The organism is Curtobacterium sp. PhB137 (assembly GCF_003814955.1).
GTDB lineage: Bacteria > Actinomycetota > Actinomycetes > Actinomycetales > Microbacteriaceae > Curtobacterium.
In genome coordinates this window covers 210,466-235,126 of record NZ_RKQO01000004.1, presented here as the reverse complement: position 1 = coordinate 235,126, position 24,661 = coordinate 210,466, and the positions used below count along the sequence as shown (strand labels likewise).

General features: G+C 71.7%; 23 protein-coding genes. 7 read left to right on the top strand and 16 right to left on the bottom strand.

Going from position 1 to position 24,661, the window contains the following annotated elements:
• Positions 1-23: 23 nt before the first annotated feature.
• The 4 genes from EDF28_RS01350 (at position 24) to EDF28_RS01335 (ending at position 5,895) form a co-directional block, all read left to right on the top strand.
• Positions 24-1,445 (top strand): pyridoxal-dependent decarboxylase, encoded by a 1,422-nt coding sequence (locus EDF28_RS01350; protein WP_123936934.1) that lies wholly within the window; start codon positions 24-26, stop codon positions 1,443-1,445.
• Entirely contained in the window at positions 1,442-2,818 is a 1,377-nt protein-coding gene (locus EDF28_RS01345) for a lysine N(6)-hydroxylase/L-ornithine N(5)-oxygenase family protein (RefSeq protein ID WP_123936933.1), read from the top strand. The genes EDF28_RS01350 and EDF28_RS01345 overlap by 4 nt, the downstream gene beginning before the upstream one ends.
• Positions 2,815-5,190: a GNAT family N-acetyltransferase gene (locus tag EDF28_RS01340; RefSeq protein WP_123936932.1), complete on the top strand. Its 2,376-nt coding sequence runs from the start codon at positions 2,815-2,817 to the stop codon at positions 5,188-5,190. The genes EDF28_RS01345 and EDF28_RS01340 overlap by 4 nt, the downstream gene beginning before the upstream one ends.
• Positions 5,191-5,322: 132 nt before the next feature.
• On the top strand, positions 5,323-5,895 hold the full coding sequence (locus EDF28_RS01335; RefSeq protein ID WP_123936931.1) for a hypothetical protein: 573 nt from the start codon (positions 5,323-5,325) through the stop codon (positions 5,893-5,895).
• A gap of 16 nt (positions 5,896-5,911) precedes the next feature.
• Here the strand turns inward: EDF28_RS01335 and EDF28_RS01330 are convergent, their stop codons facing one another.
• The 10 genes from EDF28_RS01330 to EDF28_RS01285 all read right to left on the bottom strand — a co-directional run bounded on the left by EDF28_RS01330 (position 5,912) and on the right by EDF28_RS01285 (position 14,309).
• On the bottom strand, positions 5,912-6,547 hold the full coding sequence (locus tag EDF28_RS01330; protein WP_123936930.1) for a pyridoxal 5'-phosphate synthase: 636 nt from the start codon (positions 6,545-6,547) through the stop codon (positions 5,912-5,914).
• Between the two features lie 18 nt (positions 6,548-6,565).
• Positions 6,566-7,216 (bottom strand): NUDIX domain-containing protein, encoded by a 651-nt coding sequence (locus EDF28_RS01325; protein ID WP_123936929.1) that lies wholly within the window; start codon positions 7,214-7,216, stop codon positions 6,566-6,568.
• Positions 7,213-8,805: a nicotinate phosphoribosyltransferase gene (locus tag EDF28_RS01320; RefSeq protein WP_123936928.1), complete on the bottom strand. Its 1,593-nt coding sequence runs from the start codon at positions 8,803-8,805 to the stop codon at positions 7,213-7,215. Before EDF28_RS01320 ends, EDF28_RS01325 begins: the two co-directional genes overlap by 4 nt.
• Positions 8,802-9,653 (bottom strand): phosphoribosyltransferase family protein, encoded by an 852-nt coding sequence (locus EDF28_RS01315; RefSeq protein WP_123936927.1) that lies wholly within the window; start codon positions 9,651-9,653, stop codon positions 8,802-8,804. The genes EDF28_RS01320 and EDF28_RS01315 overlap by 4 nt, the downstream gene beginning before the upstream one ends.
• Positions 9,654-9,677: 24 nt before the next feature.
• Positions 9,678-9,953: a hypothetical protein gene (locus EDF28_RS01310; RefSeq protein ID WP_123936926.1), complete on the bottom strand. Its 276-nt coding sequence runs from the start codon at positions 9,951-9,953 to the stop codon at positions 9,678-9,680.
• A gap of 200 nt (positions 9,954-10,153) precedes the next feature.
• Entirely contained in the window at positions 10,154-10,834 is a 681-nt protein-coding gene (locus EDF28_RS01305; protein ID WP_123936925.1) for a hypothetical protein, read from the bottom strand.
• Positions 10,834-11,697, bottom strand: coding sequence for a hypothetical protein (locus EDF28_RS01300; protein ID WP_123936924.1), 864 nt, complete (start codon positions 11,695-11,697; stop codon positions 10,834-10,836). The genes EDF28_RS01305 and EDF28_RS01300 overlap by 1 nt, the downstream gene beginning before the upstream one ends.
• Positions 11,694-13,580 carry a WXG100 family type VII secretion target gene (locus EDF28_RS01295; RefSeq protein ID WP_395874777.1) on the bottom strand — a complete coding sequence of 629 codons (1,887 nt, stop codon included), beginning with the start codon at positions 13,578-13,580 and terminating at the stop codon, positions 11,694-11,696. Before EDF28_RS01295 ends, EDF28_RS01300 begins: the two co-directional genes overlap by 4 nt.
• Positions 13,581-13,582: 2 nt before the next feature.
• Entirely contained in the window at positions 13,583-13,912 is a 330-nt protein-coding gene (locus EDF28_RS01290; protein WP_123936922.1) for a DUF6507 family protein, read from the bottom strand.
• 100 nt (positions 13,913-14,012) lie between these two features.
• Entirely contained in the window at positions 14,013-14,309 is a 297-nt protein-coding gene (locus tag EDF28_RS01285; RefSeq protein ID WP_071404660.1) for a WXG100 family type VII secretion target, read from the bottom strand.
• A gap of 107 nt (positions 14,310-14,416) precedes the next feature.
• Here EDF28_RS01285 and EDF28_RS01280 point away from each other — a divergent pair, with 107 nt between their 5' ends.
• Positions 14,417-18,838, top strand: coding sequence for an FtsK/SpoIIIE domain-containing protein (locus tag EDF28_RS01280; RefSeq protein ID WP_123936921.1), 4,422 nt, complete (start codon positions 14,417-14,419; stop codon positions 18,836-18,838).
• A 78-nt stretch (positions 18,839-18,916) separates the two neighbouring features.
• Here the strand turns inward: EDF28_RS01280 and EDF28_RS01275 are convergent, their stop codons facing one another.
• From EDF28_RS01275 to EDF28_RS01250, 6 genes are all read right to left on the bottom strand, one after another.
• Positions 18,917-19,525 carry an FHA domain-containing protein gene (locus EDF28_RS01275; protein ID WP_123936920.1) on the bottom strand — a complete coding sequence of 203 codons (609 nt, stop codon included), beginning with the start codon at positions 19,523-19,525 and terminating at the stop codon, positions 18,917-18,919.
• A complete protein-coding gene (locus EDF28_RS01270; protein WP_123936919.1) occupies positions 19,525-20,133 on the bottom strand; it encodes a hypothetical protein in 609 nt (202 codons plus the stop codon). Before EDF28_RS01270 ends, EDF28_RS01275 begins: the two co-directional genes overlap by 1 nt.
• A gap of 5 nt (positions 20,134-20,138) precedes the next feature.
• Positions 20,139-20,942: an oxygenase MpaB family protein gene (locus EDF28_RS01265; RefSeq protein ID WP_185094107.1), complete on the bottom strand. Its 804-nt coding sequence runs from the start codon at positions 20,940-20,942 to the stop codon at positions 20,139-20,141.
• A gap of 92 nt (positions 20,943-21,034) precedes the next feature.
• Positions 21,035-21,400 (bottom strand): hypothetical protein, encoded by a 366-nt coding sequence (locus tag EDF28_RS01260; protein ID WP_123936917.1) that lies wholly within the window; start codon positions 21,398-21,400, stop codon positions 21,035-21,037.
• 61 nt (positions 21,401-21,461) lie between these two features.
• Complete coding sequence (locus EDF28_RS01255; RefSeq protein ID WP_111085347.1) at positions 21,462-21,755, bottom strand: hypothetical protein; 294 nt, start codon at positions 21,753-21,755, stop codon at positions 21,462-21,464.
• Positions 21,756-21,798: 43 nt separating this feature from the next.
• Positions 21,799-22,233 carry an ester cyclase gene (locus tag EDF28_RS01250; protein ID WP_123936916.1) on the bottom strand — a complete coding sequence of 145 codons (435 nt, stop codon included), beginning with the start codon at positions 22,231-22,233 and terminating at the stop codon, positions 21,799-21,801.
• A 357-nt stretch (positions 22,234-22,590) separates the two neighbouring features.
• On the opposite strand from EDF28_RS01250, the gene sucC reads away from it, so the two are divergent.
• Positions 22,591-23,760 carry an ADP-forming succinate--CoA ligase subunit beta gene (gene sucC, locus EDF28_RS01245; RefSeq protein WP_123671459.1) on the top strand — a complete coding sequence of 390 codons (1,170 nt, stop codon included), beginning with the start codon at positions 22,591-22,593 and terminating at the stop codon, positions 23,758-23,760.
• An 11-nt stretch (positions 23,761-23,771) separates the two neighbouring features.
• Complete coding sequence (gene sucD / locus EDF28_RS01240; RefSeq protein WP_123340958.1) at positions 23,772-24,659, top strand: succinate--CoA ligase subunit alpha; 888 nt, start codon at positions 23,772-23,774, stop codon at positions 24,657-24,659.
• Positions 24,660-24,661 lie beyond the last annotated feature (2 nt).

Here is a 24,661-nt window from a genome sequence, read left to right as displayed (position 1 = left end):
AGGTGAGGTTAGCCTTACCTAACGTGACACCCATCGAACTGCTGACCACTGCCAACGCCGAGCGCTACCGGTCGACCGTCGGGTCGACGGTGGACCAGCTCGCCGACCGACTCGCCACCGTCGACCGCCCGACGACCGCGACCGCCCCGGACGCGCTGCACGACCGCGTGCGCGCGGTCGACCTGGACGCCGCTCCCGTCGGGACGGCACAGGCGCTCGCCGAACTCGACGACCTGTTCGTCCGCGAGGCCGTGTGGTTCCACGACCCCGGCTACCTCGCGCACCTGAACTGCCCGGTCGCACTGCCCGCGGTCGCCGCCGAGTCCGTCCTCGCCGCGGTGAACCCGTCGGTCGACACCTGGGACCAGTCCCGCATCGGCACGGACATCGAACGCCACGTGGTCGACTGGCTGGCCCGTCGTGCCGGGTTCGCTGCCGGCGACGGGGTGTTCACCTCCGGTGGCTCGCAGTCCAACCTGCAGGCGCTGCTGCTGGCACGCGAAGCCGTCGGAGTCGCCGGCACCGTGTTCACGACGGCGGAGACCCACTTCAGCATCGCGAAGTCGGCACGCCTCCTCGGCCTCGAGGCCGTGGTCGACGTCGCCACCGACCACGCCGGTCGGATGCGACCGGCAGCCCTCGCGGAGGCGATCGCCGCGACCCGGGCAGCGGGCCGTACCCCGATCGCGGTCGTCGCGACCGCCGGCACCACCGACCGCGGGGTCATCGACCCGATCGAGCCGATCGCCGACGTGTGTGATCTGGAGGACGTCTGGCTGCACGTCGACGCCGCGTACGGCTGCGGACTGCTCGTCTCCCCGACGCGTCGGCACCTGCTCGCCGGCATCGAGCGGGCGCGCAGCGTGACGACCGATCTGCACAAGTCGTTCTTCCAGCCGGTGTCCTCGAGTGCGCTGCTCGTCCGTGACCCGGCCGACCTGCGCCGGACGGCCTGGTACGCCGACTACCTCAACCCCGAGGACGCCGCCGAGCCGAACCAGGTCGACAAGTCGCTGCAGACCACCCGCCGCTTCGACGCCCTGAAGCTCTGGGCGACGCTGCGCGCGACCGGGGCCGACGCGATCGGCACCGCGTTCGACGCCGTCATCGACCTCGCCGCCGCCACCCACCGGATCGTCGAGGAGCACCCCGACCTGGTGCTCGTCGCCCCGACGCAGCTCAGCACCGTGCTCTTCCGCTGGCAGCCGGCCGGGGTGACCGACGAGCAAGCCGACGCGCTCGTCGCACCGATCCGTGCGGCGCTGCTCGCCGAGGGCCGGGTCCTCATCGCGAAGACCGTGATCGACGGCCGACCCTGCAACAAGCTGACGCTGCTCAACCCCGAGACCACCCCGGCGCAGATGCGCGCCTCGCTGGAGCACGTCGCCGCGACGGCCGCGCGCGTCCGAGCCGTCACCACCACCACGGAAGGAGCGATCCGATGAGCCACGATGAGCAGCCCGTCCACGACCTGATCGGCATCGGCATCGGCCCGTTCAACCTCGGCCTCGCCTGCCTCACCGACCCGCTCGACGACCTCGACGCGGTGTTCCTCGACGCCGCCGACGGCTTCGCCTGGCACCACGGCATGATGCTCGACGACGCCACGATCCAGGTGCCCTTCATGGCGGACCTGGTGACGATGGCCGACCCGACCTCGCCGTTCTCGTTCCTCGCGTGGCTCAAGGAGACCGGCCGCCTGTACCCGTTCTACATCCGCGAGGACTTCCACCCCCTGCGCAGCGAGTACGACGCCTACTGCCGGTGGGCCGCCGACCGGCTCGACACGCTCCGGTGGGGCCGGTCCGTCACGGCCGTCGAGCACGACACGGCGACGGACGTGTTCACGGTGCACGCCGAGACCGATCAGGGTCCCGAGACGTACCGCGCACGCCACGTCGTGGTCGGCATCGGGACGGAGCCGTCGGTCCCCGCCCCGCTGCGTGGGATCGCCGGACCGGTGATCCACTCCGCCGAGTTCCTGCCGAACCGCGACGCGCTCCGCGGCGCCGCCTCGATCGCGGTGGTCGGCAGCGGGCAGTCCGCTGCCGAGGTCTACCGCGAGCTGCTCGAGGACCTGCGCCAAGACGGCTACCGACTCGACTGGATCACCCGGTCGCCGCGGTTCTTCCCGATGGAGGACACGAAGCTCACGCTCGAGATGACGAGTCCGGAGTACACGGACCACTTCCACGGCCTGCCCGAGGATGCTCGCGACCGTCTCGGGCGCGAGCAGCGCGGGCTGTACAAGGGCATCAGTGCGGACCTGGTCGACGAGCTCTACGACCAGCTGTACCGGATCAGCGCTCGAGGCCCGATCCCGACGACCCTGCGCACCGAGACGAGTGTCGTCGACGCCGAGTGGCTCGCCGACCGGGGGACGTACCGGCTGACGCTCCGCCACGAGCAGCTCGGCGAGACGTACGAGCACGAGGTCGAGCGGCTCGTCCTGGCGACCGGCTACACGCCGCGCACGCCACGGTTCCTCGACCCCGTCGAGCACCTCGTCGCCCGTGACTCCCGTGGTCGCCTGGCCGTCGCGCGCGATCACCACGTCGACACGCTCGGCGGACGCATCTGGGTGCAGAACGCCGAGGAGCACACGCACGGCCTGACCGCGCCCGACCTCGGCATGGGTGCGTGGCGGAACGCGTCGATCATCCGGTCCGTCACGGGTCGCCCCGTGTACGGCCTGGAGGCCCGGATCGCCTTCCAGGAGTTCGGCCTGCCCGCCACGGACCAGTCCACCGCCGCTCCCGCCGGTGCGCACCGCGCGCCGGCCCGGCAGGCGACCGAGCGCACGGAGGTGCCCGCATGAGCGCGCACGTGACGAGCAGTGCACCGGCCGGTGCGCCCGAGGCGACGGTGTCTGCCGGAGTCGCTCCGGGCCTCCTGGCCGTCGAACCCGTGGACCCGGAACGCGACGCCGCCGTCGTCCAGTCGTGGCTCGCCCACCCGGCGTCGTCGTGGTGGGAGATGGGCGACCTCGACGTGGACGGCGTCCGGGACTACCTGACCGGCGTGCAGGCGGACCCGGCGCAGGCTGCGTGGCTCGGCCGACGCGACGGTGAGCCGTGCTTCCTGGTCGAGACCTACGACCCCGCCGCCGTCCTGCTCACCGACGTGTGGGCGGCGGAGCCCGGCGACGTCGGCATGCACCTGCTCGTCGCACCGGTGCCGGCCGGCGGCCGCGTGCACGGACTGACGAGCGCCGTGATGCGCGCCGTCGTCGAGCACTGCCGCGACGTCCTCGGCGCGCGGCGGGTCGTCGTCGAGCCGGACGTGCGGAACACCGCGGTGCAGGCGAAGAACGCCGAGGTGGGCTTCCGCGCACTGCGCCAGGTCGACGTCGACGGCAAGCGGGCACTGTTGTCCGTGCTCGACACCGACCGGATCGGCGTGCCCGACGACGACGGTCCGGCCGCGCACCTGCGACCCGAGCACCTGGAACCCGCCGAACGACACCTGGTGGCGAAGGCCATCGCCGAGTTCACCCACGAGCGGCTGATCGCACCCGTGCCGGACGGGGAGGGGTGGCGGCTCGACGCGGGGGACTCGACCTACCGGTTCCACGCACGGCAGCACGTGCTCGAACACTGGTCGATCGACGAAGCCTCGCTGACGCGCACTCGCGCTGGGACGCCGGCGTCGCTCAGTGCGCAGGACTTCGTGCTCGAACTGCACGAGGTGCTCGGGATCCCCGACGAGCTGCTCGGGACGTACCTGGAGGAGATCGCCTCGACCCTGGCGAGCGCTGCTGCGAAGCACCGGCGGGGCGGGCCGTCCGCCGCGCAGCTCGCGCGTGGGCGGACGGGCGACTCCGTCGAGGCTGCCGTCGCCTCGTTCCAGGACGTCGAGGCAGCGATGACCGAGGGCCACCCGGCGTTCGTCGCCGCGAACGGGCGGATCGGGTTCGGACTCGATGAGTACCGGGCCTTCGCGCCGGAGGTCGGCGGTCGGTTCCGGTACCGGTGGTTCGCCGCCCGACGGGAGCACACGCACCTGGCGCTCGCCGCGGACCGGACCGAGCGCGACCACTGGGCGGCCGAGCTCGACCCGCAGACCATCGCCGGGTTCCGCGCCACGCTGGAACGTCGAGGCCTCGACCCCGACGACTACGTGTGGATCCCCGTGCACCCCTGGCAGTGGCAGCACCGGATCGCCGTGACGTTCGCACCCGACCTGGGGCGGCAGGACCTCGTCGACCTCGGCGAGGGGCCGGACGAGTACCAGCCCCAGCAGTCGATCCGTACCGCGTTCGACCACTCGGACCCGACGCGCTCGTACGTCAAGACGGCGCTCGCCGTGCAGAACATGGGGTTCCTGCGGGGGATGTCGCCCGCGTACATGCGGAACACTCCGGCGGTGAACGACTGGGTCGAGTCGATCGTCGCCGCCGACCCGACGCTGACTGCCGCCGGCTTCTCGGTGCTCCGGGAGCACGCCGCCATCGGCTACACCGGCGACGCGTACCACCGGGTCGACGTGTCGTCGCCGCAGCGCAAGATGCTCGCGGCCCTGTGGCGGGAGAGCCCGATCCCGCGGCTGGCGGAGGGCGAGCGACTGCTGACGATGGCGGCGCTGCTGCACCGGGACGCCTCGGGGAACGCCGTCGTGGCGGCGCTGATCGAGGCATCGGGGCTGCCTGCCGATGAGTGGGTGCGGCGCTGGCTCGACGCCTACCTGTTGCCGGTCGTGCACTGCCTGACCGTGCACGACCTGGTGTTCATGCCGCACGGCGAGAACCTCGTGCTCGTCGTCCGCGACGGTGCCGTGGTCCGTGCCGTCATGAAGGACATCGGGGAGGAAGCCGCGGTGCTCGGGCGGCACGACGATCGCCCCGTGCCCGCCGACATCGACCGGATCGTGCACCCGGTGTCCGACGACGAAGCGGCCCTCGCGGTGTTCACCGACGTGTTCGACGGGGTGCTGCGGTTCGTCGCGGCGATCCTCGACGACGACGGAGTGCTGCCGGAAGGCCGGTTCTGGGAGGTCGTGGGGGAGTGCATCGACGCGCACGCCGCCGCGCACCCGGACCGCCGCCGTCCGTTGGACCTGCGGGTGCCGACGTTCGAGCACTCCTGCCTGAACCGGTTGCAGCTGCGGAACACCCTGTCGATGGTCGACCTGGCGGACCAGTCGTCGTCGCTCATCCGGGCGGGGGCGATGGCGAACCCGATCGGACGGTAGGGGCTGCGCGGCGGACGGCGGACCTACTCGGTGCGAGGTTGACCACTCCGTGCAGCGCAAGAAGCGCGCACGGAGTGGTCAACCTCGCACCAGCCGGAGCGGCGCCGGTGCGGGGTGCGGGAGACTGGACGGGTGCAGACGGGCGGGGGCGGCGCGACGGGTGAGGTCACGGTCGACCTCGGGGACGTCCTCGACGCGGATCAGACCTGGCGCCGTGCATTCCGGCTAGTCAGGCGCATCCGAGGCGCCGGACTGTTGCTCGGCGGGGCGGTCCTCGTCGGGGGAGTCGTCGTCGCGGACCGGCCGAGAGACCGCGGTACCGCAGTGGTCCTGGTCGGCACGGTGCTGGTTGCCGCGGGGCTCATCGCCCTCGGGTACCTGGTCACGCGACGCCGGCTCCGGCTGGCCCGGGCCGCGCGGACGACGGCCGTCGATGCTGGTGTCGCTCGTGTCCTCACGCAGGCGCGGGCTGCTGGCGTCCCCGACCTCGACCCTGCCAGCGTTCGACGTGTGCTGGTCGAGACCGACAACGGACCGGGGCCGTGGTACGACCCGAAGCTCGGTCCGCACACGTGGCCGGTGTGGCGCGTGCTGGCCGCGGACCCCACGGCGACGGTGTTCGTGGTGGGCAGGAAGTCCGACGACGCCCGGTCGCTGACGATCACCGTCGAGTCCGCGAAGCCATCGTGGTGGCAGCGGGACTGACCGGGAGCGGACTCGACTACGGCTGCAAGCGGGTGGCCGACCAGGCGCCGTCGGCGAGCACGTACTGCAGGCGGCGGTGCATCCGGTCGCGGCTGCCGTGCCAGAACTCCACGACGTCGGGCTCGAGCCGCCACGCGACCCACCCAGCTGGCCGTGGGACGGCGTCGTCGGATTCGTCGAGCAGCACGTTGGCGTCGTCGATCAAGTCCTGCAGCGTCCGCGGTTCGAGCACGGCGGATTGGTCCGCGATGGCGGTGGCGGCGCGGGACTTCGGCGACCGGTCGGCGAACAGCACGTCGGATTCGTCGTCGGACAGCTGCACGGCCCGGCCCTCGAACCGGAGCTGCTGCATCGTCTCGCGCCAGTAGACCTGGAGTGCCGCGTGCGGGTTGTCGGCGAGCTGACGACCCTTCGGGCTCAGCGTCGAGGTGCCGAACACGAGCCCGCGGTCGTCGAGCCGCTTCACGTCGACCGTGCGGGCGGACACTCGGCCGTCCGCTCCGGCCGTGGCGAGGGTCATCGACTTCGGCTCGGAGACGTCGCGTTCGTCCGCGGCATCCAGCCACCGCTGCGCGAGGTCGAGCGGCGACGCCGGGGGTGCGTCGAACTCGGGCAGGTGCAGGGAGTCGTCACCGGACAAGGAAGAGGACATGGGTCCACCCAACCGTGCTCAGTCCTGCCACGTCCAGGCTGCCGGGGGACGCCCGCCCCGGGGTCCCGCACTCGCTGGGAGGTCGACCCGGGCAAGCGCGGTGTTCGTACGGAGCGTCCGGTTGAGGTTGCCCGGATCCGGTGTGGTCCCCGTCAGGGCGATCCGCAGCCGAGCGGCGTCCGCCGTGGTGAACGGATCGCCGAGCAGCGCTCGTGTGAACGGCAGGTCTGACCAGAGGAGGCCCCGTGCGCGCTCGAGCGCCGAGTCGACGATCCGGTCGTGGTCGAACGGCAGTCCGAGCGGCAGCGCGCCGACGTCGTGCCACGTCGCGTCGGCGTGTGCTGCCGGGTCGATGACCGCGAGGAACGCGATGCTGATCGCGGAGCTCCGTGGATCGCGGTCGGGTCCGTCGAACGCGCCGACCTGCGCGAGGTGGCGCACCGCTGCCGGGCCGACGCCGGTCTTGGTCCGCAGGGCGCGCCGCGCACCGTCGGCGAGGATCTCGGTGCCGTCGAGGAGCACGCCGGGGAGCGCTTCCTGTCCGGCGAACGGTGCGTACGCCCGACGCGCGGTGGCGACCCGTAGACCGTCCGTCGTCACGAAGGACACCGGGACGACGTCGATCGCGATGAGCGGTTGGTCGCGGATCGCCGCTGCGGCATCGGTCACGCGGTGGCCCCCCGGCGGGTGGCACGAGCCGAACGCTCGTCGCGGAGCGTCTGGCGGACGTCGGCGAAGGACTGGAGGCGCGTGAAGCGGCCGTCGACCCACACCGGCTGGAGCAGGCTGGTCGCCTCGTCGTCGGCCGTGGCCTGGTCCGTCTGCCGGATCTCGCCGGTCTCGTCGCGGTGCAGGGCGATGCGGCCCTTCGCGCTCTTCTTGCCGCTGCCGGTCTTCGGGTCCTTCTGGATGTCGACGGGCTCGCCGTCGACGAGTGCCCATGTGGCCTTGACCGCGCTGCCGAGGTTGTCGCGGGTCATGTACTGGTACGTGTACGACCCGATGCCGAGCACGATGTTGTCGCTCGAGTACCCCTTGGCGGCCAGGCGCTCGTAGATGCGACGGGCACGGTCGAGCGTGATGCTGTCGCCGTAGATGACGCCGATGTGCTGGTCGAGGACCTTGAAGCCCTGCTCGTTCACGGTGTGCCCGAAGATCTCGTCGAGCAGTTCGACGACGCCCTTCTGCTCGTGGCTGCGGTCAGCGGCGAACAGTTCGGCCTGGTCGACACCGTGCACGGTGCCGGTGACGATGTCGACCGGGTCGCCCGAGTCGGGTCGGATGACGAGCTTGCCGTCACGACCGGTGATGCGGTCCTTGAGCTGCGGCAGGGTCTCGGTGATGACCTTGAACAGGTCGAAGCCGTCGCTGACCGCCGAGACGATGCCCGTCGGGTACACGTCGAGGATCTGCTTGAAGGTCGCCAGCTCGCCGTCGGCGCCGCGGACGCACATCACGCTGTGCTCGGTGGCGGGCACGCTCGCGGCCACCCAACCGTTGTCGCCCGGGTAGTAGCGGTCGATGAAGTCGAGCGACGGCATCGAGTCGGTGCCGAGGAACGACAGGAGGTGGCCCGCGCCACCCGCTGCGGCCGACTCGATGCTCGACTGCCCACGGAACGAGAAGTCGTGCGCGGCGAAGTCGATGCCGGCCGGGACCGCGCCGGTGCGGGCGGCCCAGTCCTCCATCAGGTCGCGGTACTCGAGCGCCTTCGTCGCGACCGTCGACGGGTGCCAGATCGACGCCGACAGGGCGGTCTCGATGTAGTTGGGCAGCCAGTAGAACTCGTCGATCGTGTTCTCGACGGTGAGGGTCGCGACACCGATCGGGGCGAGGGTGCCTTCGGGCAGCGCACGGATCTCGAGGGGCAGGGAGCCGAGGCGGTGCAGGGCCCGGACGTGGTCGGTGCCGATGTGGTTCGCGCCGAAGTAGCTCTGCAGTGCTTCGTCGAAGAGCCGGACGACCTCGTCTTCGTCCGCCGCGAAGAACGGTGCCCAGGCCTCGACGAGCGAGCGCTGGATGAACGCCTGCAGCCCGAAGACCACGGCGTGCGTCGACTCGGGCATGTGCGCGTTCGACCGGTTCGTCCAGTTGATCAGGATGCGGGTGGTGCCGGCCGGGTAGACCTGTCGGTGCGAGTGCTTGTAGCCGTCGACGGCCAGCAGCGGCGCGATCGGGCTCGCCGTGGTGATGCGCGGCTCGATCCCCGTGGTCGTTCCGGCGTTCGCGGTGGTCGTGGTGCTCGTGGTCTGCGTCATCGGATCTGCTCCGTCAGGTAGGGGGTGAGTGCGATCGTGCGCAGGCCGTCGATGGCGTTCTGCGCCGGGTACGAGTCGGTGGTGACGATCTCGCCGAAGTGGTCGGCGAGCTGTGCTGCCCGGCCGGAGAAGACGCCGTGCGAGACCCAGAGGCCGAGGCGTTCCTTGGGCAGGCCCGTCGAGCCCGCGAGCCCCATGAACGTGCCGCCGCCGTCGCAGATGTCGTCGACCACCAGGAACCGGCCGGTGTCGGGCAGGGGTTCGCAGGTGAAGCCGTCGAGCTTGCCGGTGTCGGGGTTGCGGTGCTTCTCGGCCCGGTAGAGCGGCAGCCCGCACGCCTCGGCGACCGCGGTTGCACGGGGGACCGCGCCCTTGTCCGGAGCGATGATGCCGGTGTACGGGTCGCCGCCGTCGTGCTCGGGTGCGCCGACCACGGCGTCACGGACGACCTGCTCGCTCGTGACGACGGTCAGGTTGTCGACCAGGCCGACGATGACCGGCGAGTGAGGGTCGAACGCGATGACCTGGTCGAGGTGGAAGCCGTTGAGGACGTCCGCGTAGACCTTCGCGCCGAACGGCAAGCCGCGGTCCTGCCGGGCACCGGGCAGGTAAGGGACGAGCGCGACGGACTTCGATCCGCGCTGCCGCACGGCGTCCGCCCACATGCCGAGCATGATCAGGTCGTCGCCGCTCGTGCCGCGCAGGGTCGCGATCTCGGTGAGTCCCCCCGGCTCGGCGGTGTCGTTCGCGACCTTGACGTGGGCTTCACCGGCGGGGAACCGCATGGTGGAGAACGTCGCTGTCGTCTGGTTGCCCTGGGCGTCCCAGGTGCTGAGTTCGACTGCCATGGCTCGACCGTACCACGGTATTTGTCAGGAGGACAAGAATGCAGCCTCGATCGCTGCCTGCGCTCCAGCCCGCCACGGCCGCGGCAGCCCTCCGGGACGTTCCACCACGAAGATCGCCGGGTGCGGGCGGTCGCCGAGGGCATGTCTGATCGCCGCAGTCGTCGCCCGGGGGTCTCGGGCCAGCACCACGGGGAGCGACCACCGACCCGAACGGAGCATGAGCGACCGCCCGGGCGAGACGGTGTCGGCGGTGATCGCGGCCCAGAGGCCGGCGGCCGTCCCGAGCGGCGTCGGCGTCACGGACCGGAGCGTGGCGAGCACCGGCGGCCGAGGAGATGGGAGCAACTCCGTAGCGGCGCGGGACGGGCCCGCCGGGTCGATGACGAACCGTACCGAGCCCGTGGCCTCGCGCTGGCGGAGTGTGTCGCTGGAGATGCACTGCGTGCCGGCTCCGCCGACCCGCTGGGCCACGACCGCCGGGCGCCCACGGTGCATCGGGCTCAGCGCCGTTCGACGTGCGCGAGCGGCTGCTGCTGACGCACCCACGTGGCGTGCTCGACGGGGAGCTCGTCGATCCAGGCGGTGAGGACCGGCACCGGCACGTCGTGCGCGCGTGCGACCTCGAACACGATCTCGGAGAAGGCGAACGCGGCGTCACGGTCCGCCGTCGCCACCACGACCATGAGGTCCTCGGGCACGATGTCGACGCCGTGGCGGAACAGCCACACGCGGACCACGCCAGGCGTGAGCGGGGCTCGTTCGGCGAGCGCGTCGGAGAACCCCTGGGACGCGGACGGTGCCGGGCGGAGCGTGACCTCGGCGCCGTCGGGGAACGGACCACCCGCGGCGATGACCGTCTGCTTCTCGTCTGGCTGCACGACCTGCGGGTAGGGCTGGTCGATGTCGAGCACGAGACCCCAGTCAGTGGGCAGGCCGGCGACCAGACGTGACATCGGCAGTGACAGCGGCGTCGCGGCGACCCCGGCCGGGATGCGCGCGACGGCCGCTGCGGGATCGGTGAAGGCCAGCGCGAGGGGGATGCCCTCGGGGCTGACGACGCCGAGTGGGATTCCCTGCTCGTCGTGTCGGAGCGCGACGACCTCGGCAGCTGCGAACGCGAACCGCGAGCGCACCATCAGGGCGCGTCGCTGTGCGGAGGTGAGGTTCGTGGTGGTGCTCATCAGGAGAAGATCCTCGCGAACAGGCTCGGTCGTGCCGCCGTCGGGGGTGTGAACACGAGCGCGAACGTCGGGTGCAGCGGGTCGCCGGGGTGGGGGATGTCGCGGATGATCGCGTACCCGTCGGAGAGTACCTCTGACTGGACTCCCTGCGGGAACACGAACCGGGCGAGCAGATCGGCCCAGTCGTCGGCTCCGCGGATCTCGGTGCCCCACGTCGGGCGGACGACACCGGACAGCGTCGTGTACGCGCCGAGGTCGGGACGGACGTCGTACCCGAGATCGCCGATCGTGCGGACGATCGGAGCGAGTCTGCCCCAACCCTGTTCGTACGGGCCGGTCGACGGCACGGTGTACGTTCCGCGGGCATCGGCCGGCAGGGGTTCCACGGTCTTCTCGATGCGGGACACCGTCGTCGGCACCACCCCGGGTTCGTGGCGGTCGATCGCTGCTCGGTCCGGGCTCAACGTCGTGCGGAAGCGGCGCGGTTCGTACTCGTTCCGCCAGCCGTCCTCGATGTTCGCGTCGGTCCGGCCGTCGACGGCGAACGATGCGACGTGGAACGAGTCCGGCAGGGCCACCGACTCGAGGACCGCGGGTGCGGAAGTCGTGTGGACGAGCGCCGCGCGCGGGACGACGACCTGTCGCCCGCGTTCGAACAGCGTGCCGTCGAGGTCCTCGACCTCGTGGCCATCGTCCGACAGGGCGTTGAGCAGTCGCAGGCTCGCGCCGTACTCCGGCCACAGTGGGTCGACGGTGTCGGTGATGGTCCACCGGCCGTCCGCGGCGCGCTCGGGCAGGGCGTTCCAGGACGGTGAACGGTCCAGGAGCTCGTGACCCGCCCGGGTGACGCCGCTGCGGGTCACCGCAGTCGGTCCTGGACGGACTGCGTCGCCTCGCTGATGTCCCACGGCGCCGTCACGATGCCCGCCGCGACGGCCGGCCCGCGCGAGCCGAGGTCGTGCAGCGCGTTCGCGTACTGGTTCGTCGTGAGGACCCCCGGCTGTGGACTCCGCGTGGCCGGGTCCATCAGCACCTGGTTCATCCCGTCGGGGACGACGTTCCCCGCCTGGTCGACCGGGCTGAGCACGCCGGTGTTCACCAGGTCGCTCGTCGACTTGTCCGTGAAGAGCTGGTGCTGCCCGCCACCGCCGAACTGGGTGTTCGCCTGCGCGGTGCCCTCGGCGTGTGGCAGCGGTTGGTTCACCAGGTAGCTGTCGCCGGTGTTGCGGTAGTCGGGGTGCGTGGACGCTCCTGCCGGGACGCCGTCGTGACCGGCGTGGGACTGGACGCCCACCTGCACGGACTCGCTGTAGTTCGAGGCGCTGCCGCCGGCGTGCATGGTGCCGTCAGGGACGTAGAAGTTGCCGTGGCCAGGACCGCTGATCTGGAGCGTCTGCCCGACGAGCGAGTCGGCGTCGCCGTTCGCCCAGCGGTCGACACCGAGGTAGCCGCTCTGGAAGCCGCCCTTGCCACCCTGCCAGTGCCGCGCGAGCTCGGCGAGGGAGGACCCGCCGTTGTCCCAGTACGCCTGCGTGGCCTTGTTCGCGATCTCCGGCATCGACCGGACCGAGGCGATGAAGCCGTCGCCCGGACGTCGGAGTGCACCGACCGCCGCGGAACCGCCGTGCACGGCGAGGGCGCGGAGCGACTCGACCGAGCGGAGGGCTGCACCGTGGCGCAGGTTGTTGACGAGGTGCAGACCCGGCGCGAACAGCTGTCGGCTCTCCGAGGCGACGTGTCGACCGGCCGAGCTGAACTTGGCAGCGAGTGAGGCGCCCTTCGCGAACTCCTCGCCGATCTTCGCCGCGGTGGTGATCCCCTTCATCCCCGGGATGCAGTCGAGCAGCGCGAAGGCGAGGTCCCACCCATCGGCGGTGCCCTTCGACATCTTGTACAGGGTGTCGGCGAGTACGAGCAGGGCTGCGCCGAGCACGATCCAGGCGAGTGGCCCGCCGATGATCATGACGATGATCCCGCCCACGGCGACGACGACCTTCGCGATGGAGACGATGGTCTCCCACGCCTCGGACCCGAAGATCTTGTCCCACGTGGACTGCTTCCCCAGCCCCGCGTCAGCCGCTTCACCGATCTTCGTCGCGGTCCGCTGCTCCGCGTCCTGCCAGTCACCCTTCGCATCCGCCACGAGCCGCTTCGCTGCGTCGATCCGCGACTGCGCCGCCGCGATGTCGCCCTGCGCGGACGACACGGACCCCTGCGCGACGGAAGCGTTGTCGGACGCCGCCCGCAACTGCGCCGGCGACGGCACGTCCACCCCGTCCGGCACCTCGGAGCCAGCCGGGTACTTCTCCGCGACCTTCGACAGGTCGGACGACGCCGACTGGTAGTGCGACAGGTTCGACTGCGCATCGGAGAGCCGGTCCTGCGCCGCGGCGAGGTCCCCGGACGCGTCCTTCGCGTCCGCGAGCGCACCATCAGCCCGGTACTGGGTGTCATCGACCGTGTCCGCCCACCCCGACAACGCCGTCGCGGCGAGTTCGTACGAGTCGACGAGCTTGGTCAGGTCCGACGGGGTGTCCTCGATCGCGTCGACGAACACATCGGCCGCTTCACCCTCCCAGTCGGTCAGCCACCCCGACCCCTTGACCGACTTCAGCCGGGTCGAGGCGTCATCGGCCGCGTCGGAGATGCGCTGGTACTCCCGCGACATCATCCGCAACGTCGACGGATCCCCCTTGACCGGGTCATCACCCTGATCGACGACATCCCACCCCGACGGCCGCCCCATGACTACTCCGCCCTCGAGGCAGCGGGTCCGCCGCCGCCGTTCTCGTCGTTGACCTGCAGTGCCTGTGCGAGCTGCTCGTCGGTCTCGGTGTAGGTCTCGACGGACGCGCTGAGCATGTCCGCCAGCGCCTTCGTCGAGTCGCTGATCTTGTCGCGCTTGTCACCCCAACGGTGGTCGAAGTCGTGCAGGGCGTCCTGCACGGTGCCCGAGCCGATCTCGTCGTCGGACGCATCGACGCGCTTGTGCGCCTGTTCGAGCGTGCTGTGCACGGTCGACAGGTCGGTCTGGAGCTCCCCGAGCCCCATCAGGTCAACGAGCAGTCTCGAAGCCACGGAACAATCCCTCCCCGATCACGAACCGGAAGCCACCGCCACCGGAACCGCGTCGACCCCGTGCCCCACGCGATCGCGGGACACGGGGTCGTCAGCGGTGTCAGCCCTTGAGGCCGGAAGCGAGCGACTCGTCCGTCTCGGACAGGGTCTGCGACGCCTTCGACAGGAACGTCGAGAGGCCCTCGAGCCCCTGGACGGTCTGGGTCACGCCACGGTTGAACTCGTCGTAGGACTCGCCGAACGCGACGGACGACTTGTCGGTGACGTAGCCGTCGGAGATGAGCTGCTGGATCTTGCGCTGCAGGGCGGAGAGACGGTCTTCGATGTCCGCCTGACCCGCCTTGAGGTCGGAGGCTGCTGCCTCGAGGTCTGCGTACGAGACGTTGATGTTCGCCACGGTGTGACTCCCTTTCCCCGGAGTTTCGTCATGTCCCCCCAACGGGGCGTGTTGCAGGGGACACTACCATCGTCCTGCGACATGTAGTCAATGCTACGGGGGATGCCATGACCTTCACGTTCACGATGGTCGACCGCGAGAGCGGTCAGACCGCCAACGTCTACGTCGACGGGGACGACACCCGTGCGGTCGGCGAGCTCGTCGCCGAGGCCGAACGCCTCATCGCGACGGACGTCGTGGCCTCCGGACGGACCCCGGCGTACTTCGTCGGCGAGCAGCCGCTCGACCTGGCGGCGACGGTCGCCGAGTCCGGTGTGCGCGAGGGCGTGGTCGTGGCCCGCAGCCTCGAGCAGGTGCCGCCGCAGCCGCTCCGTCCGCTGACCGACGCCGAGATCCGGATCGTCTCGGGCCTGCACGCCGGCACCATCGTGCGGGTGGGCACCGGCACGGTGACGATCGGCACGGCGACGAACGCCACGGTGCGCATCCCGGTGAGCACCACCGCCGAAGTCGAGGCCGAGGCCACCGGGGCCGAGACCGTACCGGAGGTCGCCCTGCTCGTGTCGGTCACGGCCGACGGCGCGAAGGTCCGTCCGGCGAACGGCTTCGCCGGGGCGGTGCTCGACGGTGCTGCCGTCACCGAGGAGACCGACTGGCCGGAGACCGCGCAGCTGGCGATCGGCGGGGTCCTGCTCGGCTTCGGTCGGGCGCCGGACCGTGGGGCGCACCTGTCCCTGGCCGACGACGGCATGTCGCTCGAGTACAACCGCCCGCCGCGCATCCTGCCTCCCGACGAGCACACCCGCTACCAGCTTCCGGCCCCGCCGACCGAACCCCCGGCGCGGGCGCTGCCCATCCTGATGGCGCTGGCGCCGATGGGCATGGCCGTGATGTTCGTGTCGACCACCGGTCGCTGGATCTACCTGCTCATCGCCCTGCTGTCACCGATCCTGATGATCATCACGGGCCTCCAGGGTCGCCGTCAGGGCAAGAAGACGTACCGCCAGCGGATCGTGGAGTACGAGGACACCAAGGCGCGCATCGAGGCGGACGCGACCGAGAGCCTCCAGTCCGAACGGGCACGCTGGATCGCGAGCGCCCCCGACCCGGCTGCCGTCTACGAGACGGCGGTCACGCCGCTGCCGCGCCTGTGGGAGCGGCGTCGGACCGACCCCGACCACCTGCTCGTCCGCGTCGGCACGGCGACGCAGCGCTCCGAGGTGACCATCGAGGACCCGGAACAGCTGTCGCACAAGCGGACCGTCGCGTGGGACGCGACCGACGTGCCGGTCCGGATCCGCCTGGCGGAGCGCGGCGTGATCGGCATCGCCGGCCCGGACGACGACGCCCGACGGCTGGCGAACTGGGTGGTCGCGCAGCTCGCGACGCTGCAGAGCCCGAAGGACGTCACCTTCACGCTGCTCACCGACACCACCCGGACCGCGCTGTGGGAGTGGATGTCCTGGTTGCCGCACGTCCGCCGCGACGGCGCCGACCAGCCGATGACGAGCATCGCCTCGAACGCCGCGACGACCGCGCGGGCCATCGCCGAGCTCGCGGCGGTCATCGACGCCCGGAAGGAAGCCGGCATCGGCAAGAAGACGCCGCCGGCCGACGAGATCGTGGTCGTGATGGACGGCGCCCGACGCCTGCGTGCGATGCCGTCGCTCGTGCAGGTGCTGAAGGAGGGGCCGTCGGTCGGGGTGTTCAGCATCTGCCTCGACCTGGACGAGCGGCTCCTGCCCGAGGAGTGCGACGCCGTGGTCGTGGTCCGCGACGACCGGATCCGGGTCACGCAGCAGCGCACCGAGCGGATCGACGATGCCCGACCCGACTTGGTCGACCAGGACTGGCTCGAGTGGGTCGCCCGGTCGCTGTCGCCGATCGTCGACGCCAGCCCGGACGTGCAGGACGGCGCCATCCCGTCGTCGGCGCGGCTGCTCGACGTCCTCCAGCTCGAACCGCCGACGTCCGAGGCCGTGCAGGCCCGGTGGCTGCTCGGCGGACGCAGCACGACCGCCGTCATCGGCGCCTCGATCGACGGGCCGTTCGCGATCGACCTGCGGAACGACGGTCCGCACGGACTCGTCGCCGGCACGACCGGTTCCGGCAAGTCCGAGTTGCTGCAGACGATCGTCGCGTCGCTCGCCGTCGCGAACCGGCCGGACGAGATGAACTTCGTGCTCGTCGACTACAAGGGCGGTGCGGCGTTCAAGGACTGCGTCGACCTGCCGCACACGGTCGGCATGGTCACCGACCTCGACACCCACCAGGTGGAGCGGGCGCTGGAGTCGCTCGGCGCGGAACTGCGCACCCGCGAGCACGCCCTGGCCGAGGTCGGCGCGAAGGACCTGGAGGACTACCAGGACCTGCAGGCGAAGCGCGCGGCGTCGGGCGACGCGATCCCGAGCCTGCCGCGGCTGCTCATCGTCATCGACGAGTTCGCCTCGCTCGCCCGCGAGCTGCCCGACTTCGTCAAGGGCCTGGTGAACATCGCCCAGCGTGGTCGGTCGCTCGGCATCCACCTCGTGCTCGCCACGCAGCGCCCCGGCGGTGTCGTGTCGCCCGAGATCCGCGCCAACACGAACCTGCGGATCGCGTTGCGCGTCACCGACCAGTCGGAGAGCCAGGACGTCATCGGCGCGAACGACGCCGCGCGGATCGCGAAGACGACGCCCGGTCGCGCGTACGTGCGGCTCGGCGCGGCCTCGTTGCTGCCCTTCCAGTCCGGTCGGGTGGGCGGGCGTCGGCCCGGCACGGACGACCAGGAGGCCCGGCCCGCCCTGGTCCGCGAACTCACCTTCGCCTCGTACAGCGAACCAGCCCCCCGCCCGGCAGCCGTCGAGGCCGCCGCCAGCGACGTGGAGGTCACCGACCTGAGCGTCCTCGTCGCGTCGATCGGCGACGCCACCCGCGCCCTCGGCACCCCCGAGCAGCGGAAGCCGTGGCTGCCGCCCCTCGGCGCGGTCGTCGGACTCGACGACGTCGAAGCCGCCGGTGCCGCAGGTGCTGCCGAGCTGCCGCCGCTCGCCGTGGCCTGGGGCGTCGAGGACCACCCCGCCGATCAACAGCAGCGCCCCGCCGTGTTCGATCTCGACGCCGACGGCCACCTGTTCGTCATCGGGTCGCCGCGCTCCGGCCGCAGCCAGACGCTCCGCACCCTGGCCGGGGCGATGGCCCTGCGCCTCGGCGTCGGTGACGTGCACATGTACGGGATCGACTGCGGCAACGGCGCCCTGCTCGCGCTCGGGGCCCTGCCGCACTGCGGTGCCGTGGTGCAGCGGCACGAGCCCGACCGGGTCTCGCGGCTGCTCGGCATCCTGCTCCGCACCGTGCAGGAGCGCCAGGCGGCCTTCGCGAGCGGCGGGTACTCGTCCATCGCCGAGCAGCGGTCCGACGAGCACACCACCCCGCTGCCGCACGTCGTCGTGTTCCTGGACCAGTGGGAGAGCTTCATGGCGACCCTGGCCGACGCCGAGAACGGTGCGCTGCACGACGCCGTCCAGACGCTGCTCCGCGAGGGCGTCGGCGTCGGCGTGCACCTGATCGTCTCCGGGGACCGCACGCTGACCTCCGGCCGGATGTCGAGCCAGGTGGAGCGGAAGCTGCTGCTCGCCCTGGCCGACCGCGGCGACTACAACTACGAGGGCATCAACGGCAAGAAGCTGCCGGAGTCGATCCCGCCCGGCCGCGGCTTCCGGAACGCCACTGCGACGGAGACCCAGGTCGCCGTGCTGCCCGGCGGCCTCGGCGGACGCGACCAGGCGGCGGCGATCCGCGGCATCGGCGACGAGGTCCGCGCCCACGTCCCCGCGACCGTGCCGAAGCCGTTCCGGATCGACGTGCTGCCGCGGTCCATCACGTTCGAGGAGGCCGTGCGGTACCTGCCCTCGGCGGACGCCTCGGTCGGCCGGGTCGCGCTCGGCGTCGGCGGCGACGAGCTCCGGCTCTTCACCCACGATTTCGTGCAGGACACCCCGGTGTTCATCGTCGCCGGCAGCCCGCGCTCCGGCAAGAGCACCGCGCTCGTCGCGATGGCCCGGCACGTCCTGTCCGCGGGTGGGTCGGTCGTCGCGGTCACGCCGCGGGACTCCCCGCTCCGGGCACTCGAGGGTGCACCGCGCGCGACCGTGGTCACCGACGGCGGGATCGGGGCCGAGGGCCTCTCCGCCGCGATCGACACCGGCTCGGACGGCTTCACGCTCGTGCTCGTCGACGACGCCGAGGCGCTCAAGGAGACCCCGGCCGAACCGGTGTTCCGGGCGGTCATGGACTCCGACCGGGGCCGTTCGGTCGGGCTCGTCATCGCCGGCGACGTCGAGGGCGTCGCGAGCGGGTTCCGTGGATGGCAGGTCGACGCGAAGAAGGCCCGTCGCGGGATGCTGCTCGCACCGCTCAGCACCGTCGACGGCGACCTGATCGGCACGAAGCTGTCGAAGAGCCTGGTGACGCAGGACCGGGTGCCGGGTCGGGCACTGCTCAACGACGCCGACCAGGCGCTGCGGCTCGTGCAGGTGCCCGCCGACTGACGGGGACAGCGCGGCAGTGGCGCGCGCCGACGTCGCGCAACGTCGCGCGCCAGCGTCGCGCCGCCGCGCCGCTCGGCGTCAGCCGAGTGGGGCTTCGGCGACCAGCGCGGTCTGCGGCTCGGCGCGCAGGGTGTGGCCGCCGAACACGACCACGTCGCCCGGCTGCACCACGGTGCGCTGCGCCGGCGGCACCATCGTCGCCGGGAACCCCGGCCGCTGCAGCTCGACCCCGTTCGCCGACGCCGTGTCGAGCACCCAGAGCGAGCCCTCGGCACCGAAGCCGAACTCCAGGTGCGTGCGGCTGAGCAGCTTGTCCGGGTCCTCGAGTGCGATCATGTGCGCGTAGCCGCCGTCCGGGTGGGCGCTCGCCGGGTCACGGCCGATCAGCCCGCCACCGGACACGGTCACCCGCTGGTGGTCGTCGAGCACCAGGACGGCCGCCGCGGTCTGCCGAGCCGGGGCCGCGTCACGGCGAGCCGTGCCACCGGCGGAGCCCAGGGGACGCCCGGGCAGCTGCGCGACGGTCGCCCGCACCCGGTCGGCGCTGGCGCGGGGAGCCGGCGGCGGCGTGACGACCGCGCGGGCGAGTTCGCCACGCTGCGCCATCCGCGCGAGGTCGTCGACGGTGACCCGCTCGACGACGGGCTCGACGGGCTTCCGACGCTTCCGGAACGGCCAGATCCTCATCAGTCGACCCCGCCGCCGACCGTGGCCGAGTCGATGAGCTCGAAGGTGTCGGTCACGGTCTCGAACAGTTCGTACAGCGGCTCGGCCAGGTCGGTCGCGGGCGAGGACACGCTCACCAGCGCGACCTGGTCACCGGCCGGCACGAACGTCTGCATCAGCACGACGTCGAACCAGCCGCGGCCGTCCGGCGCCTGCACGGTCGAGACGCCCCAGACGCGCGGCACCCGGCCGACGCGCGGGACCTCGTGCACGTCGACGTGCATGCCGTCGTCGTCACCGCCGAGCGCGGCGACGTGGTCGGTCAGGGCGGCGAGCGGGTCGCCGCCGGCCTCGGGCGCGGGCAGGACCGTGACGGTCAGGGCGCCGGAGACGATGCCGTCGTCGCTCGGCTCGGCGAAGGCCGCGCAGTACCGCGCACCGCTGTCCCACGCCGACCGCGCGAACCGACGGAGAGCCCGGACGATCTCGGTCCGGTGGTCCCAGAGCTCGCGCTGGTCCTCGATGCGCTCCTGCACCAGGGCGCTGATCCGGTCGTCGCGGCGCTCCGGCTCGACGGGCAGCTCGAACCAGGAGCGCGGGACCGTGATGGCGAAGTGGTCGACCGACATGCCCGCTACCGTACCGTGGCGTGTCGCCCGGCCGTCCGGCGCATCGCCCGCAGCAGCAGCGGACCCGGCAGCCGCAGCAGGTCCCCGGGCAGGACCGACCGCACGCCGCTGACCGCGACGACCGTCCGCTGGAACCGCCGTTGCTCGCGCGGCCCCCACGCGAACCCGTACGCGGTCCGCAGCCGCTCCGGCAGCATCCCGACCGTGACGATCCGGACGAGCGGCATCGCGGCACGCACCCAGAGCGGCGCGAACCGCGGGTGGAGCAGGTCCCGCACCACCCCGCGGGCGTCGTCGGTGACCTCGAGCCGGTCGAGGGCGTCGGCCCAGTACTCGTCGAAGGCCGCGACCGAGGTCGGCCAGCGCTCGGCGGGCACCCGCAGCGTCGTCGCGATCGGGGCGTACGCGGCGAGCACGGCCTCGGCGCGTTCAGCCGTGACGGGAGCGCCGAACAGGTCGTGCGCCCGACGAGCCGAGTCGAACAGGGTCGCGGCCACCCACAGCTGCCGGTCGACGTCGTCCGCGCCGGTCACGGGCGCGTGGGCCCGGTTCACGAAACCCGCGGCGATCGCGGCGTCACGCTCCGTGCCGGAGACGACGGCGTACACGAACATCAGGGTGTGGGCCAGCCGCTGCTGCGGTCGACGGGCGAAGTCCGAGTGCCGGCGGACCCCCGCCGCGACGACCGGGTCGGCGATCTGCAGCAGGATGGCGCGGCCGCCCGCGGCCACGGGCGTGCTGTCACCGAGGAACCGACGCAGGCTGCGGTCGTGGGCGCGACCGGACGACGGACGGGAGGTGGGCCCCACCAGCCGGTTCCGGCGCACCGCGCCAGCGGGGTGACGGCCGTGACTGGAGGGACGTGGCGGGCCCGGCACCGGGCCTCCAGGCCGTGGGGTGGTCACGGTCCACCCCGTCGGCGTCGCGCCCGCAGGATGGGGACGAGATCAGCGACGATCGCCGCGACGAGCGCGACCGCGCCGGTCACGAGGGCGGCCACCAGGTACGTGCCGTCGACCCGGACGTCGCCCGTCAGGGCGAGCAGGGTCGCGACGAGCCAGATCGCGGGGAGCGGCCAGAGGCGGCTCGGTGCTCCGGTGACGACGGCTCCGACCACCGCGAACGCGAGGAGCGGGACCCATCGACCTGCCGGCTCGGACTGCGCGGCGAGGTGTGCGGAGGCTGCGACGAGCAGCATCGCCGCGATGGCCACCAGGCGGGCGGCCGACGGCATGCTGCGGACGCTGGCACGGACACGACGGAACACGGCCCGATGCTACGGGCCGCGTTCCGCGGATCCCTGGGGATCGCTGGTCAGGGGAAGCGGATCAGAGCGGCTTGGTGCCGAGGTCGTCACCCAGGTCCGGCCGGTCCTCGTCGGCGTCGTGCTCCCACAGGTCGGGCGAGCCCTCGCGCGGGGAGCCGCCGGTCGGACCGTCGTCCGTACCGTCACCGGGCTGCGGCTCGACCGTCTCGCCGGCGACGGCGTCGTTCGTCACGGTCTCGAGGGACTCCTCGGACTCGTCCACCTCGTACGGGCCGACGTGCTCGCGGTCGATGTCGTCGTCGCGGCGCTGCTGGGCCTCGAAGTCGTCGACGGGGCTGATGCCGGGATCGCTCATGGTGTCCTCCTGGGTGTGGGTGGTGCCGGGTGTCGGATGGTGTTCAGGCGCTGACGAAGTGGACGTCGCCGGAGCCGAGCGCGAGCTGCTCCGCCAGACCCTTCTCGTCGGTGGCGCCCCAGCGTTCGGCGATCTTGCCGTCACGGAACTTCGAGACCTGGATGCCGCGGACCTCGAAGGTGCGACCCGTCGGCGCGTGGCCCTGGAACGGACCGGTGTGGGTCCCGCGGATCGTGAACACCGCGGTGATGTAGTCGTCCGTGACGACGAGCGGGTCGGGCTCGAGCGTGAGGTCCGGGAACGCCGTGGTGAACTCGGTCCAGAAGTCGACGATCCCCGCGAGGCCGGGCTGCTGGCTGGGCGCGGGGTCGTGGTCCACCACGTCCTCGGCCCACACCTCGGGGAAGCGGTCGAAGGCCCGCGCCTCCAGGATCTCGCCGAGTCGTTCCTGTGCTTGCTGGTTCTGTTCCGCGGTCATGCGCGCTCCTTCGTTCGGGCCATCCGGTGGTTCGGGCCTGCCGGTGGTTCGGGCTTTCCGGTGTACGCCGGGTCGGTGAGAGCGGCGTCCAGGGTGCGCGAGTTCACCTGCGGGACACCTCCCCGTCACGGTGGCCGTGCACACTGCCGGTGCTCGGGGGAGTGGAGCGCGGTCGCCGACGGGTGGTCGAGCGACCGCGCCTTCCCCTGCGTCCCGCGCCGCCCGTTGTCTCGACGTCCATGTCGCCGCGCTAGGCTGCGTGACGGCCGTTGTCTCGACATCGAGCGACCCTCGATGTGGAGTGCGCGACCGGGAAACCGATGCCGATCGCACGAACCGTGCGGGAAGAAGAACAGCGTGGATCTTTTCGAGTATCAGGCCAGGGACCTCTTCGAGTCCTACGGCGTCCCCGTCCTCCAGGGGATCATCGCCGACACCCCGGAAGAGGCGAGAGCGGCGGCCGAGAAGATCGGTGGCGTCGTGGTCGTCAAGGCCCAGGTGAAGGTCGGTGGGCGCGGCAAGGCCGGCGGCGTCAAGGTCGCGAAGACCCCCGACGAGGCGTTCGAGCACGCCCAGGCGATCCTCGGCCTCGACATCAAGGGCCACACCGTGCAGCGCGTCATGATCGCCCAGGGCGCGGACATCGCCGAGGAGTTCTACTTCTCCGTGCTGCTCGACCGGGCCAACCGCTCCTACCTCTCGCTCACCAGCGTCGAGGGCGGCATGGAGATCGAGCAGCTCGCAGTCGAGAAGCCCGAGGCGCTCGCCCGCGTCGAGGTCGACCCGCTCACCGGGATCGACGCGGCCGCCGGTCGCGCGATCGCCGAGCAGGCCGGGTTCCCGGCGGAGCTCGTCGACCAGGTGGCCGACGTCTTCTCGAAGCTCTACGACGTCTACAAGGGCGAGGACGCCACGCTCGTCGAGGTGAACCCCCTCGTCCGCACCGGCGACGGCCAGATCCTGGCGCTCGACGGAAAGGTCTCGCTCGACGAGAACGCCGACTTCCGCCACCCCGCGCACAAGGACCTCGAGGACTCCGCGAGCGAGGACCCGCTCGAGGCCAAGGCGAAGGCCCACGGCCTGAACTACGTCAAGCTCGACGGCCAGGTCGGCGTCATCGGCAACGGTGCGGGCCTCGTCATGTCGACGCTCGACGTCGTCGCCTACGCCGGTGAACGTCACGGCGGCGTGAAGCCCGCGAACTTCCTCGACATCGGCGGCGGCGCCTCGGCCGAGGTCATGGCCAACGGCCTCGACGTCATCCTCGGCGACCCGCAGGTGAAGAGCGTCTTCGTGAACGTCTTCGGCGGCATCACCGCCTGCGACGCCGTCGCGAACGGCATCGTCGCCGCCCTCGGGATCCTCGGCGACGCGGCCACCAAGCCGCTCGTCGTGCGTCTGGACGGCAACAACGTGGAAGAGGGCCGACGGATCCTGGCGGAGGCAGCGCACCCGCTCGTCACCGTCGCCGCGACCATGGACGACGCGGCCGAGCAGGCCGCCGAACTCGCCGCTGCCGCGGCCTGAAGGGACTGACCATGTCGATCTTCCTCAACAAGGACTCCAAGGTCATCGTCCAGGGCATCACCGGCGGCGAGGGCACCAAGCACACCGCCCTCATGCTCAAGGCCGGCACCCAGGTCGTCGGTGGCGTCAACGCCCGCAAGGCCGGCACCACCGTCACCCACGGTGACGTGTCGCTGCCCGTCTTCGGCACCGTGCGCGAGGCCATCGACACCACCGGTGCCGACGTCTCCATCGTCTTCGTGCCGCCGGCCTTCGCCAAGGACGCTGTGCTCGAGGCCATCGATGCCGCGATCCCGCTCGTCGTCGTCATCACCGAGGGCATCCCGGTGCAGGACGCCGCCGAGTTCTGGGCGCACGCCAAGGCGCTCGGCGGGACGACCCGCATCATCGGCCCGAACTGCCCCGGCATCATCACCCCGGGGGAGTCGCTCGTCGGCATCACCCCGGCGACGATCACCGGCAAGGGTCCGATCGGCCTCGTCTCGAAGTCGGGCACCCTGACCTACCAGATGATGTACGAGCTGCGTGACCTGGGCTTCTCGACCGCCATCGGCATCGGCGGCGACCCGGTCATCGGGACGACGCACATCGACGCGCTCGCCGCGTTCGAGGCCGACCCCGAGACCGAGGCCATCGTGATGATCGGTGAGATCGGTGGCGACGCCGAGGAGCGCGCAGCCGAGTTCATCAAGGCGCACGTCACGAAGCCGGTCGTCGGCTACGTCGCGGGCTTCACCGCCCCCGAGGGCAAGACGATGGGCCACGCCGGAGCGATCGTGTCCGGTTCCGCCGGCACCGCCGAGGCGAAGAAGCAGGCGCTCGAGGCCGCAGGCGTGAAGGTCGGCAAGACGCCGTCCGAGACCGCTGCGCTGCTGCGTGAGGTCGTCGCCGCCCGCTAGCG